This window comes from Microbacterium sp., from assembly GCF_046295495.1.
GTDB lineage: Bacteria > Actinomycetota > Actinomycetes > Actinomycetales > Microbacteriaceae > Microbacterium.
The window spans coordinates 1-12,940 of sequence record NZ_JBKBNC010000032.1 but is presented as its reverse complement, the minus strand read 5'-3'; the positions used below and the strand labels follow the sequence as shown (position 1 = coordinate 12,940).

The 12,940-nt window shown below is 73.4% G+C and carries 9 protein-coding genes; 6 read left to right on the top strand and 3 right to left on the bottom strand.

Going from position 1 to position 12,940, the window contains the following annotated elements:
* The first annotated feature begins 87 nt into the window (after positions 1-87).
* Positions 88-804: a ferritin-like fold-containing protein gene (locus tag ACK4LS_RS11365; protein ID WP_409717169.1), complete on the top strand. Its 717-nt coding sequence runs from the start codon at positions 88-90 to the stop codon at positions 802-804.
* Between the two features lie 116 nt (positions 805-920).
* Here the strand turns inward: ACK4LS_RS11365 and ACK4LS_RS11360 are convergent, their stop codons facing one another.
* Positions 921-1,208 carry a hypothetical protein gene (locus ACK4LS_RS11360; protein ID WP_409717167.1) on the bottom strand — a complete coding sequence of 96 codons (288 nt, stop codon included), beginning with the start codon at positions 1,206-1,208 and terminating at the stop codon, positions 921-923.
* Between the two features lie 10 nt (positions 1,209-1,218).
* Positions 1,219-1,443 (bottom strand): DUF3107 domain-containing protein, encoded by a 225-nt coding sequence (locus ACK4LS_RS11355; RefSeq protein ID WP_409717165.1) that lies wholly within the window; start codon positions 1,441-1,443, stop codon positions 1,219-1,221.
* Between the two features lie 177 nt (positions 1,444-1,620).
* On the opposite strand from ACK4LS_RS11355, the gene ACK4LS_RS11350 reads away from it, so the two are divergent.
* Together ACK4LS_RS11350 and ACK4LS_RS11345 are read left to right on the top strand one after the other, a co-directional pair.
* Entirely contained in the window at positions 1,621-4,764 is a 3,144-nt protein-coding gene (locus ACK4LS_RS11350; RefSeq protein WP_409717163.1) for an ATP-dependent helicase, read from the top strand.
* The gene (locus ACK4LS_RS11345) at positions 4,761-8,048 is read left to right on the top strand and encodes a UvrD-helicase domain-containing protein (protein WP_409717161.1); all 3,288 of its coding nucleotides are present in this window, start codon (positions 4,761-4,763) and stop codon (positions 8,046-8,048) included. The genes ACK4LS_RS11350 and ACK4LS_RS11345 overlap by 4 nt, the downstream gene beginning before the upstream one ends.
* A gap of 56 nt (positions 8,049-8,104) precedes the next feature.
* On the opposite strand, the gene ACK4LS_RS11340 is transcribed toward ACK4LS_RS11345, so the two are convergent.
* Positions 8,105-9,550, bottom strand: coding sequence for a phosphotransferase (locus ACK4LS_RS11340; RefSeq protein WP_409717159.1), 1,446 nt, complete (start codon positions 9,548-9,550; stop codon positions 8,105-8,107).
* Positions 9,551-9,659: 109 nt separating this feature from the next.
* Here ACK4LS_RS11340 and nudC point away from each other — a divergent pair, with 109 nt between their 5' ends.
* From nudC to ACK4LS_RS11325, 3 genes are all read left to right on the top strand, one after another.
* The gene (nudC, locus tag ACK4LS_RS11335) at positions 9,660-10,754 is read left to right on the top strand and encodes an NAD(+) diphosphatase (RefSeq protein WP_409717157.1); all 1,095 of its coding nucleotides are present in this window, start codon (positions 9,660-9,662) and stop codon (positions 10,752-10,754) included.
* Entirely contained in the window at positions 10,751-12,490 is a 1,740-nt protein-coding gene (locus ACK4LS_RS11330; RefSeq protein WP_409717155.1) for an ATP-dependent helicase, read from the top strand. The genes nudC and ACK4LS_RS11330 overlap by 4 nt, the downstream gene beginning before the upstream one ends.
* Before the next feature lie 217 nt (positions 12,491-12,707).
* On the top strand, positions 12,708-12,940 hold a 233-nt coding region (locus tag ACK4LS_RS11325), incomplete at its 3' end, for a hypothetical protein (protein ID WP_409717153.1).

Sequence of the window (12,940 nt, the reverse complement as noted above, 5' to 3'; positions counted from 1 at the left end):
CACAGGCGCGGGGTCCCGATCCGTCGCCGGGACCCGACCACTCTACCCGGCGTGTCTCGGAGGGCCCCGACGCCTAGGCTGTCGTACGTGTTCGCGTGGTTACGTCGTCGTCAGCGCCCGGTGGGCCGCACGCTGCAGTTGCGCTCGCGCGGAGACCTCGGTGAGGCGCTCCGCGTCGACTTCGCCGAGCTCGCCCCCGACATCGAGACGTTCCTCGGGCAGGCCGCCTACCTGCAGCTCGGTTTCTTCGAGACGCTGAGCGAACTGATCGCGCTGACCCCCGAGCTCGTCGAGAAGGAGTCGCTCTCGCGCGCGGCCGGAGCGGCGCTGATCAAGCACCAGGAACTCGTCGCGCTGATCCGCGAGCGCGGGGCCGATCCGACCCAGCTCATGCTGCCCTTCCGCGAGTCGCTCGACGCGTTTCGCCGCAACACCCACGGCACGCGGCCCCAGGAGACCATGCTCACCGTGCACATCACGGCGGGGATGCTCGACGACTTCTACCTGGCGCTGTCGTCGAGCTACGGCGACACGGGCCGTCGGGTCGCACGCATCTTGCAGGCCGACGACGACCGCGAGGCCATCGTCGACATCCTCGGGGCGACGATCCGCAGCGACGAGGAGTGGCGCTGGCTCCTGGCCCTGTGGGGCCGCCGTCTGGTGGGCGACACGCTGCTGGTCGCGCGGGCGGCTCTGCGCCACGGCCACCTCGACCGCGACGAGGAGGCCAAGGTCGAACCGGTCTTCAGCGGGCTGATGGGCGCGCACGCCCGTCGGATGGATGCCATGGGGCTCGCGGCCTGAGAGAGCCGCTGCACCCTCCGCCCGCCGAAAGGGCGTCGTGATCGGGTTTCCGCCCGGGGCGCTCGCCGCATCGCACGGCCCTGAACGGGCACGACGGGCGGGGTGATGAGTGGGGGTCAGACGCCGAGGCGGTCTCGATCGGCCGCGTCGCGCGTCACCCTCGAGCGAGAGACGAGGGGCACGAGGGCGAACGCCGTCGCGGCGGGCGCCAGGACCGCCACGATCCACAGGATCGGCGAGTCGACGCCCAGTCCCATCCACGTCAGCGCCGTCCACACGACGGCCGCCGCGGCCGCGCCCGCGAGGGGCGCGAGCGCGGCTCCGCGCAGTTGCCGGTGCGGCAGCGAGAAGTGCGCGGCGAGGCCGATGGCCGCGCCGAGGATCAGCCCGAGCAGGATCTGCACGGCGGTGGGTTCAGGCGACGAAGCCGACGCGGCGCGACTCTTCGGTGCCGAGTTCGATGAACGCGAGGTTGGCGGTCGGGACGATGTAGGAGTTGCCCTTCACGTCGGTGAACGTGACGTGGGTGGCGGAGCTGTCGAGGGCGGAGGCCACGGCCGACTTGACGGCGTCGGAGCTCTCGCTGGTCTCGAAGTTGAGCTCGCGGCCGGTGTTGGTGATGCCGATGCGGATCTCCACGATGCGTCCTTTCCCCGCGGGCCGCGGTCGGCCCTGCGCGTGATTCGACTCTAAGGCAGGCATCCGACACGACAGCCCGCCGACGGGCTCGCTTCGCGGACGGCGAACGCCGCGGGCGCACCGGTGCGGTGGCGTCGCGACCCGCCGATGTCGGAGGTCGCGATTAGCGTGGAACACATGCAGATCCCGGATGCCGTCGCCCCCGACGCCTCCGCCGTTCGCGGCGTCCTCGACGACGACCAGCGCACCGTCGTCGACTGGTCGGTCGAGGCGAGCGGCGTGGTCGTGGGGGCGCCCGGTTCGGGCAAGACCACGACGCTGCTGGCGCGGGTGCGCGCGCTCGTGGCATCCGGAGTCGACCCCGATCACCTGCTCGTGCTGACGCCGACGCGCCCGGCGGCCACCGCGCTCCGCGATCCGTTGGCACTCGCGGTGGATCAGGCCACGTCTGGCGCTCTCGCGCGGTCGATCGCCTCGTTCGCCTTCCAGCTGGTGCGCGGGGCCGAGGTGCGCCGGGGCGCCGAGCCTCCCCAGCTGCTCACGGGCGGCGACGAAGACCAGATCATCCGCGATCTGCTCGAGGGCGATGCGCTCGACGAGCTCGAGGGGGTGTCGCGCTGGCCCGAGTGGCTGGGCCCGGCCATCCGCGCGACGCGCGGCTTCCGCGGCGATCTGCGCGCGTTCCTCGCCGAGTGCACCGACCTCGGCGTGACCTCGCCCGACCTGGTGGCGCTGGCCGAACGCCACCAGCTTCCCGTCTGGGCCTCCGTCGCCTCCTTCGCCGACGAGTACCGCGCGGTCCGGGCCGCCATGCGCGGGGCGCACCGCGACGCCGCCGACCTCGCCCGCGAAGCGGTGGCCGTCCTCGGCCGGGCCCGCGGTGAGCGCGAGCTGCTCGGGCGGTTCGAAGCGCTGCGCGTCATCCTCGTCGACGACGCGCAGGAGCTGACGGCGGGCGGCATCGACCTCCTGCGCGCGTGCCGTGCGCTCGGCATCGGCGTCGGGGCCCTCGGCGGCCCCGACGTGGGCTCGGGCGCCTTCCGCGGCGCGACGCCGGAGAACTTCGCCCGTCTGACCCGTGAGCTCGGCGCCACGGCCGCCCTCGGCACCGCCCATCGCGGGACGCCCGAGCAGGTCGACCTCGTCCGTCAGGTGGCCTCGCGCATCGGCGCGGCCGGCGTCGTCGCGCATCGCCGGGCGCCGGTCGGCGCGGCCCCGCAGGGCTCCGTCCGCACGTACCTGCTGCGGTCGCCCGCCGAGGAGGCCGACGCCATCGCCCGACTGCTGCGCGAACGCCACGTGCTCGAAGGGGTCGCGTGGGGAGCCTGCGCCGTCATCGCGCACGATTCGCGGCAGGTCGCGACCCTCGAGGCCGAACTCGCCGCGCGCGAGGTCCCGGCGCGGGCGAGCGGGCCCGGCGTCGCGCTCGGCGCGCAGCGGCCGGTGCGTGATCTGGTGCGGCTGGTCGAGCTCGGCGCGAAAGACCCCGACGAGTGGACGCACGACGAGATCGTCGACGCCCTTCTCGGCACGTTCGGCGGTCTCGACGCGATCGAGCTGCGGCGCCTTCGTACGGCGCTGCGGCACGACGAGGTCTCCGGTGGAGGAGTGCGCACCGCGACGGAGCTGCTGATCTCGGGCCTGCGCTTCCCGCTGGAGTTCGCCACGATCGACTCGCGCGAGGCGCGTCGCGCGGTGCGGGTGGGCGAGACCCTCGCGGCGTTGCGCGCGCAGGCGCTCTCGCAGTCCACCGCCCACGAACTGCTGTGGACCGCGTGGGACCGCAGCGGTCTGGCGCGCACGTGGCGCGAGGCTGCGCGGGGCCACGGTCCGGTCGCCGAACAGGCCGATCGCGACCTCGACGCCGTCGTCGCGCTGTTCCAGGCCGCGAAGCGCTTCACCGAGCGCGAGCCCGACGGCGAGGCGGCGGTATTCCTGCGGGCGGTGCTCGACAGCGACGTCGCGGAAGACCGCATCGAACAACCCGCGGTCGTCGACGCCGTGCGCGTGCTCACTCCCGCGGCCGCGGCCGGCACGTCGTTCGACACGGTGATCATCGCCGGGGTGCAAGAGGGCGTGTGGCCGAACACGCGCCTGCGGGGAGGCCTGCTCGAGACGTGGCGCCTGGCGGATGCGGTGCAGAACCCCGACCTCCCGGCCGCCGGCATGCTCGACCGCCGTCGCGCCGCCATGCACGACGAACTCCGCCTCTTCGTGCGCTCCCTGAGTCGCGCGGAGGCGCTGCTCGTGGTCACCGCGGTCGACGACGACGACACCGGGCCCAGCGTGCTGTTCGAGATGCTGCCCACGCCGGAACCGGCGTCGTCGATCCCCGAGCACCCGCTCTCGTTGCGCGGGCTCGTCGCGCGGCACCGCCGGTCGCTCACCGCTCCGCGCGTCGCCACGGCCGACCGCCGACACGCGGCGCGGCAGTTGGCGCTGCTCGCGGGCGCGGGTGTCGCGGGAGCCGCCGTCGAGGAGTGGTACGGCGTGGCGCCCCCGAGCTCGACGGCGCCGCTGCGCGACCTGGAGCGAGAAGACGTGCGCGTCTCGCCCTCCCGTCTGCACGCCCTCGAGCAGTGCCAGCTCGACTGGGTGATCGCCGACCTCGGCGGCGACCGCGGGGGCACCACGGCCGGCATCGGCACGATCATCCACGCGGCGCTCGAGACCGCGGCATCCACCTCGGAGGAAGACCTCTGGGCGGTGGTCGACGAGCGGTGGGGAGAGCTCGCCTTCGACGCCGTGTGGCGCGAGCGGGCCGAGCGCACTCGCGCGCGCGAGCTGGTGCGCCGACTCGCGACCTACCTGCGGCGCTTCGACGATGCGGGCGGGCGACTGATCGGTGCGGAACGGCACTTCGAGGTGCCGGTGCCCGTGGCCGACGCCGGTGAGCACGGCGCCGTTCTGAGCGGCGACATCGACCGCGTCGAGATCACGCCCGAGGGCGAGGTCGTCATCGTCGACCTCAAGACGGGCAAGAGCGAGCCGCAGACCGACGCCAAGGTGGCCGACAACCCGCAGCTCGCCGCGTACCAGCTCGCGTTCTCGTCGGGCGCGATCGAACAGGTCGCGGGCTTGCCCTCGGGCGGGGCGAAGCTGCTGGTGCTCCGGCCCACGGCGGCGACGAAAGAGTACGCGGAGCCCCTGCAGAAGCCGTTCGACGACGAGCAGCGTGCCCGATTCGTCGAACGGGTGCAAGATGCCGTGGGCGTCATGCGCGGTACGAGCTTCGCCGCACCGTACGAGGTGCACTGCCGCGACGAATTCTCCTACGGCCTGTGCCGCATCCACACGGTCGCGGCGGTGAGCGCCTCGTGACCGCGACCCTGTCGGCGGCCACGATCGCCGCAGCCCTGGGGCAGTTCCCCCCGACCGTGGAGCAGACCGCCGTCATCGAGGCGCCGCTCGCCCCCGCGCTCGTGGTGGCCGGTGCGGGTAGCGGCAAGACCGAGACGATGGCCGGGCGCGTGGTGTGGCTCGTCGCGAACGGCCTCGTCCGCCGTGACGAGGTGCTCGGGCTCACCTTCACCCGCAAGGCGGCGGGCGAGCTGGCGGAGCGCATCCAGCGCCGCCTGCAGCGCCTGTCGGAGTTCGAGGCGCGGGGTCTGCTGCCCGCCCTGCCGGCATTGCACGCCGCCGGACGCCTCGCGGTCTTCGCCGAGGTGGCCGCGCTCGAGGGCGCCCGTGCCGACGCGGCACGGCGCGAGGCCCTCGACGCGCTCGTCGCCGAGACCGGCGCGACGCTGCCCGAGACGCACGACGGCGATCAGCTGCTGCACCGCCCCACGGTGTCGACGTACAACAGCTTCGCCGATTCGATCGTGCGCGAACACGGTCTGCGCATCGGTCGGGATGCCGAGGCGGCGGTGCTGTCGGAGTCGGCGGCGTGGCTGCTCATGCGACGGGTGGTCTTCGCCTCCGACGACCCGCGCCTGGAGGAGCGGCAGGAGTCCCCGCGCACGCTCATCGACGCAGCATTGCGCATCGCCCGCGACGGCGTCGACAACCTCGTCGACCTCGAGCGCCTCGCGGCGTTTCCTGAGGAGTTCGGGCGCATCGTCGAGCGGCCTTCCACCTCCGGACGGGTCACGGTTTACAAAGAGGTCGGCGAGGCGGCCGCCAAGGTCTCGGCCCTGTCGTTGCTGGCCGCCCTCGCGGCCGACTACGACCGCGAGAAGGCCCGCCTGGGGGTGATGGACTTCGCCGACCAGGTGGCTGGAGCGCTGCGCATCGCGCGCGAGCATCCCGCCGTCGTCGCCGAGCTGCGCACCCGCTATCGGGTCGTGCTGCTCGACGAGTATCAAGACACGTCGGTGGTGCAGACCGATCTCCTGGCGACGCTGTTCGGTGGAACGGGCGTCATGGCCGTGGGCGACCCGCACCAGGCGATCTACGCGTGGCGCGGTGCGAGCGCGGGCAACCTCGGCGGTTTCCCCGACGCGTTCGCACCCGAGGGCGGGTGTCGCCGCTTCGCCCTGCTCACGAGCTGGCGCAACAGCGCGCGCGTCCTCGACGCGGCCAATGCGGTGCTCGCGCCCCTCGCTCCGCGCGCGGCCGTCGCGGTCGAAGAACTGCGCTCGCGACCGGGCGCGCCCGAGGGGGTCGTCGAGGTCGTCTTCGAGAACGACCTGGATGCCGAGGCCGACCGTGTCGCGGCCTGGTTCGTCGGCATCCGCGCGGCGCGTGCCGCTGAGGGGCGTCCCACCACGGGCGCGGTGCTGTTCCGCAGCAAGAAGCACATGGTCCGCTTCGGCGATGCGCTGGGGCGACGGGGTATCCCTCATCGCATCCTGGGGCTCGGCGGGCTGCTCACCACACCCGAGGTCGTCGACGTCGTGTCGGTGCTACGCGTCATCAGCGACCCCGAGGCGGGGTCGGCGCTCATCCGACTGCTCTCCGGCCCCCGCTGGGCCGTCGGTCTCGCCGACCTGCGCGCCCTCGCCCAACTGGCCAAGCGTCTGGCGACGCACGACGTCGCCCTGCAGCCCCTCGCCCCCGACGTCGTCGACCGGCTGCGCTCCACTCCGGGCGCTGATCGCGCCTCGCTGGTGGATGCCCTCGACTTCATCACCCGTCAGAGCGACGGGCACGGGTGGCTCGCCGACCTCACGCCCGACGGCCGGGCGCGCCTGCGGGAGGCCGGGGCGGTCTTCGCGGCGCTGCGTCGCAGCGTCGGCGCCCCCGTCCCCGAGCTCATCCGTCTGATCGAGGCCGAGTTGCGGCTCGACATCGAGCTCGCGGCCAACGAGTCACGTGGTCCCGCGCGGATCGCCTCGGCGCAGTTGCGCGCCTTCGTCGACGAGATCCGCGGCTTCCTCGCCGCCGACGAGTCGGGCTCGGTGTCCAGCTTGCTGGCCTGGCTCGACCACGCCGAGCAGGCCGACGAATTCGCCCCGCGCACCGAGCCCCCCGAAGACGACGTGGTGCAGCTGTTGACCATCCACGGGTCGAAGGGCCTCGAGTGGGATGCCGTCTCGGTGGTACGTCTGGTGACAGACGAGTTGCCCTCGCTGCCGCGCGACACGAAGGGGTGGTTGGGGTTCGGCATCCTCCCCTCCGAGTTCCGCGGCGACTCCGCGTGGTTGCCGGTGTTCGGCTGGCGGGGGGCCGAGACGCAGCAAGACCTGAAGGCGGCGATCGAGTCCTTCGTCGCCGACAACCGGGCACGCCAGCTCGACGAAGACCGCCGACTCGCCTACGTCGCGTTCACGCGCGCCCGCGATCACCTGTTGCTGTCGGGTTCGAGCTGGGCGGGGACGAAGCGTCCCCGCCGGCCCAGCGTCTTCCTCGACGAGGCCGTCGAGGCGCTCGGGATCGACCTCGTCGTCGATGAGCCCGGCGACGACCCGTACGACGGCGAGCGTCGGCTCCTCCACTGGCCGCTCGACCCCCTCGGCGCGCGGCGCACGGCCGTGTCGGCGGCCGTGGCGCAGGCCTCGGCGGCGCGGGCCGAGGCTCCGGCGGCGGCCGACCCCGACCTCGAGCTTCTGCTCGCCGAGCGCGCCGATCGGCTGCGCCCGCAGCACGCACCGGCGCCCACGCGCATCCCCGCGTCGAGGTTCAAGGACTTCGTGTCCGACTACGGGCGGGCCGTCGACGACCTGCGACGACCCATGCCCGAGCGCCCCTATCGGCAGACGCGTCTCGGCACGCTCTTCCACGCCTGGGTCGAGCAGCGCTCCGGACTCGTCGGCGCGGGCGTCGGCCTCGACGACGACGCCCTGTGGGACGACGACGAGGGCGGTGCCTCCGCCGCCGACGCGGCCGAGCTCGCGCGATTGCGCGCGTGCTTCGAACGGTCCGAGTGGGCCGGTCTGCGCCCCCTCGAGGTCGAGACCGAGATCGACTTCGTCACCCGCCGTCTCGACGGCCGCGACCACGTCGTGATCTGCAAGCTGGATGCCGTGTACCGGCGCGGTGACCGCTACGAGATCGTCGACTGGAAGACGGGTCGACCGCCGGCGACCGAGGCGGAGCGACGTTCACGGATGCTGCAGCTCGAGCTCTACCGCGAGGCGTATCACGCCAAGCACGGTATCGACCTCGACCTGATCGACGTGGCGCTGTTCTACGTGGGTGACGAGCTGGTGCTGCGCGGCTGAGGTCGAGGCGACGCGGGTCCGGGCGCGCCGTGCCCACTCTCCGCTGGATCGGCGCGTCAGTCGTTCGTACCGGAGACGCCCCAGCGTCGGAGGGCGGCGCGGCTCGCGCGCGCGGCGTCCTCTTCGTCGTCGACCGTCGAGCGGCGCGGTTCGTCGGGATCGGCGTGCTCGCGGATGGCGGGCTCCGGCTCGCGAATCGCGGGCTCCTGGCCGCCCCACATCGACGACGTCGTCTTGCCGCGGAGGGCCGGCCCTTGCGACCTCGCCTCTTCCTCGTCCCAGCCGTCCAGGTCGATCGGGGCGGTTTCCTCGGGATCGTCGCGGTCGGGCACGGGCAGCTGGTCGACGTGGATCGCGTCGGTTTCGCCGTCTTGACCGTCGGCGCCCGCGAGGGCGTCGGCGAGGGCTTCGGCCGCGGCGACGCGGTCCCGCTCAGCGGACAGGTACAGCGAGAGTGCCTCGGGATCGTACGCGTCGGTCTGCATCGAGGTGTCGACCGAGGCGGGCGGCGTGACCGGAGGGACGCTCTCGACGAGGGCCATCGCGTCGTCGATGTCGCTACGGGAATCGGGAACGATGTGGTCGCCGCGCACGCCGTCGGCGAGGGCGTCCAGCAGCGCGACGGCATCGGCGACGACGTCGGCCTCGCCGGCGTCGTGCCCGTGGACGAGCCACCGGGCGAACTCGAGCTCGGCGTACAGGCGCGCGCGCTCGCGCAGCAGGGGATCAGGCGAGCGGTCGCCGGCGGCGGCGTACCCGGCGTGCACATCGTCGGCGGCGAGGGGTGCCGATGCCAACCAGCGCAGGTCGACCGCGGGGTCGCCCACGCTGAGTCCGGCCCACTCGAGGATGCCGACCACGTGGGGGATCTCGTTCTCGTCGTCGACGAGGATGACCGACGAGCTGGTCGCGCCGCCCAGCACCACCGCCGACTCGAAGCGCCACAGGTCGTCGACGTCGAGGGCGCGGCGCCAGCGCAGCATGAGGTCGTCGCTCACGCGACCGGTCGCGTCGGCACGGTCGAGGAGTCGCTTGACGTCGTCGCGCACCTGCTCGGGCGAGCGGACGGGGAGCCCGTCGGTGCGCACGATCGACACCGGAAGCGCGTGGACGGCGGCGAGCGCGGCTCCGACGGCGGGGGCGTACCCGGGGCCCTTCGGCAGGTGCGCCGGGTCGATGCGGTAGCCGTCGATGTGGTCGACGACGAGCACGCGCTGCGTCCCCGAGCCGTTCTCGCCCAGAACCTCGGGCACCGCGAAGGGCAGCAGCGCTCGAACACCGGCCGTCAGCGCGTGCAGGGCGCGGGACTCGGCCGCGAGGTCGGCGGAGGCCTCTTCGCTCGCGGGCATGCGAACGACGACGTCGCGACCGTCGTCGGTGCGGGCCAGGGCGGTGTCGAACCTCCCACCGCTGTTCTCGGTCAGCACGCTGACACTCGTGATGGCGGTGCGCGGCAGGGCCGCCGTCGCCGACGCGGCTAAAATGAGGGGCGAGCGTGCCATGTCCCCCAGGGTAGGTCGGGCTCTCGCCCGCCCGCCCGCGCCACGCCCTTCGGCGGCGAGGTCGAGCCGTGACCGCCCGTTCCGCACCCGCCCGTCAGAGAGGTGTTCGATGCCGCATCCCGCGTCTTCGTCGTCCGTGCGTCACGAACCGCTGGTCGTCGATCGTTCCGGGGCCGAGCGCGACGACGAGGGATTGCTCGCCCGCCTTCTCCGCGATGACGCCACCCGCGTGCTCGCCGTGCGCCGCGACGGCGCACCGGTCCGCGACGGCCGGCTCGTGCTGGTCGGCGTCCGAGACCTCGTCGGTACCGACGCCGTTCGTCCCGCGAATGCCTCGGGCGCTGTCGACACCGGCAGCGACGCCGCAGGTCTTTCGGCGTCCACCGGGTCCACGCACGCGGCATCCCCCGATCCCGCGCGCCCCGCTTCCGCGGGAGCCGCCGACGACCCCGTCATCGACCCCACCGTCATCCTTCCCGCCGCTCCCTCCGTCGGAGAGTGGGCTTTCCTCGGCCGCGATGCTCGCGGCGTCGCCGTCGTGCTCGCGGTGCTGTCCGACGGAGCACCCGAGTCGGTCGTCGCGGATGCCGAGTGGGCGCCGCTGCGGGCGGTCGGTGGCGATCTGCCCGAGGGCGAGGCCGAGTTGCTCACCACCGCCGCTGCGCTGGCGGGGTGGCTCCGCGACGCCGCGTTCTGCCCCGCGTGCGGGGCGCGCACCGAGCTGCGCCACGCCGGATGGTCGCGACACTGCCCCGTCTGCGGACGTGAGCACTTCCCCCGCACCGACCCCGCGGTCATCGTGCTCGTGCGCTCGGCGACCGACGACGATCGCATCCTGCTCGGCGCGAACGCGGCCTGGGGCGGGAGCCGGTACTCCTGCTTCGCCGGTTTCGCCGAAGCGGGGGAGTCGCTCGAAGACGCCGTGCGCCGCGAGGTGGGTGAGGAATCCGGCGTGCGTCTGCACGAGATCGAGTACCGCGGGTCGCAGGCCTGGCCGTACCCCCGCTCGCTCATGCTCGGGTTCCGCGCGCGCGTCGTCGACGACGCCGAGGCTCGGCCCGACGGCGACGAGATCGTCGAGGTGCGCTGGTTCGACCGAGACGAGGTCGGTGCGGCGCTGCGAGGCGAGGGTGCGGCGCAGCTGCCGGGGGCGGCCTCCATCGCGCACCGACTGATCGTCGACTGGTACCGGGGCGTCGCGTGACGGCCCCGCTGGAGGGTCTCGACGAGCACCAGCTCGAAGCCGCCCGCGCGCTGCGGGGCCCGGTCTGCGTGCTCGCCGGCGCGGGCACCGGCAAGACGCGGGTGATCACGCGGCGTATCGCTCACGGCGTCGACACCGGTGCGTACTCCCCGCAGCGCGTGATGGCCGTGACCTTCACCGCCAAAGCGGCGGGGGAGATGCGGGGCCGCCTGCGCGCGCTCGGCGTCTCGGGTGTCTCGGCGCGAACGTTCCACGCGGCCGCTCTCGCCCAGGTGAACTTCTTCTGGCCGACCCTCGCGGGCGATCAAGCGCCCTCGATCATCGACAACAAGGTGCGCATGCTCGCCCACGCCGCCGACGGCGTCGGTCTGTCGCCCGACACCGCCACCTTGCGCGACGTGGCGTCGGCGATCGAGTGGCGCAAGGTCACGCTGCGCTCGATCGAGCAATACGCCGCGGATCGACCGGACGGGGTCGGTCGCCTCGGCGTCGACCAGGTCGTGGCCCTGCAGCGGGCGTACGAGAAGCTGAAAGATGAACGTCGGCAGATGGACTTCGAAGACGTCCTGCTCACCTGCGCGGGCATGATCGAGGCGGAGCCTCGCGTGGCCGCCGCCGTGCGCGAGCAGTACCGTCACTTCACCGTCGACGAGTACCAGGACGTCTCGCCCCTGCAGAACCGGCTGCTCGAGCTGTGGCTCGGCGATCGACGCGACCTGTGCGTCGTCGGCGACGCGAGTCAGACGGTCTACTCCTTCACCGGCGCCGACGCGCGCTACCTGCTCGAGTTCGAACGCACGCACGCGGATGCGCATGTCGTGCGGCTCGAGCGCAACTACCGCTCGGCCGCCCCCGTGCTCGCGGTCGCCAACGACCTCATGCGCGGTCGCGCCGGGGCGCTGGAGCTGGTGGCGGCGCGCCCCGACGAGGCCCCGCTCCCGACCGTGCGCGGCTTCGACGACGACGAGGCCGAGGCGGCGGCGGTGGCCCGCTCCATCGCCGACTCGCTCGCGCGCGGCGTCGATCCGCACGACGTCGCCGTGCTGTACCGCTCCCACGCCCAGTCGGCCGCGGTGCTCACCGCGCTCGCCTCCGTCGGCATCGCCGCGTCGGTGCTCGGCGGTCGCAAGTTCTTCGACCTGCCGGAGGTGCGCCAAGCTCTCATGGCGCTGCGCGCGGCGTCGGTGGCGCCGATGGAGACGGGCTTCCACGCGACGGTGCGCGACGTGCTGCGCAGCGTCGGGCTGACCGACGATCCGCCCGAGGCCGGAGGCGCGCTGCGCGAGGCGTGGGAGGCGCGCGCCGCCCTCTTGCGCCTCGCGGAGGAAGCGCCCGCGGGCATGGACCTGCGCGGCTTCACCGACGATCTGCAGGCCCGCGCGCGCGATCAGCACGAGCCGACGACGCGCACTGTCACCCTCGCGACGCTGCACGCGGCGAAGGGTCTGGAATGGGATCACGTGTACCTCATCGGGGTGAGCGAGGGGCTGCTGCCCATCTCGTATGCGAAGTCGTTCGAGGCCGTCGACGAGGAGCGACGGTTGGCCTACGTGGGTGTCACGCGGGCCGCGCGAACGCTGTCGGTGAGCTGGGCGCGCGGTCGGGGACGGATGGAGCGGTCGCCGTCGCGCTTCCTCCGGGAGATCGGCAGTGGCAGTCTGCGCTCGGCCGATGCAGCTCCCAGACCCGCGGGAACGAATCGCCGCTCACGCTCAGCGACCTCGTCGTCGGCGTGACGGGCGCCTCGAGCAGGAACCGTGCCGCTCGGCCCGCCTCGGCGGCCAGCGCCACGTCGACATCGGCGAGCCGGCGCCCCAGCAGCTGAGCCGCGATCACCGGCCAGTGCGGATCCGCGCGTCGCCGCTCCGCATCGAGGCACGTCAGGCAGGCCGTTCGTCCGGGGTGCACGACGGGACCGATCCGTGCGCGTCGTCCGTCGAAGACGAGTGGCAGATGGGCGATGTCGTCGCGAACGAGCATCGCCGTCCGCCGCGGGTCGACGCGGTGGGCCGCGAGCACGATCACGGCGGTCCCGGCGGCGACGCGGTCGGTGTCGGCGCCCGCCCAGGGAACCACCGGGGTGCGCGCCGGAAGCGCGGCGAGCACGGCCCGCGCCGCCCGCGGCGGCAGGTCGTCGGCGCTCTGCACCGCGAGGGCGAGCCGTCGCCTCCGCTGCCGCAGCGCCG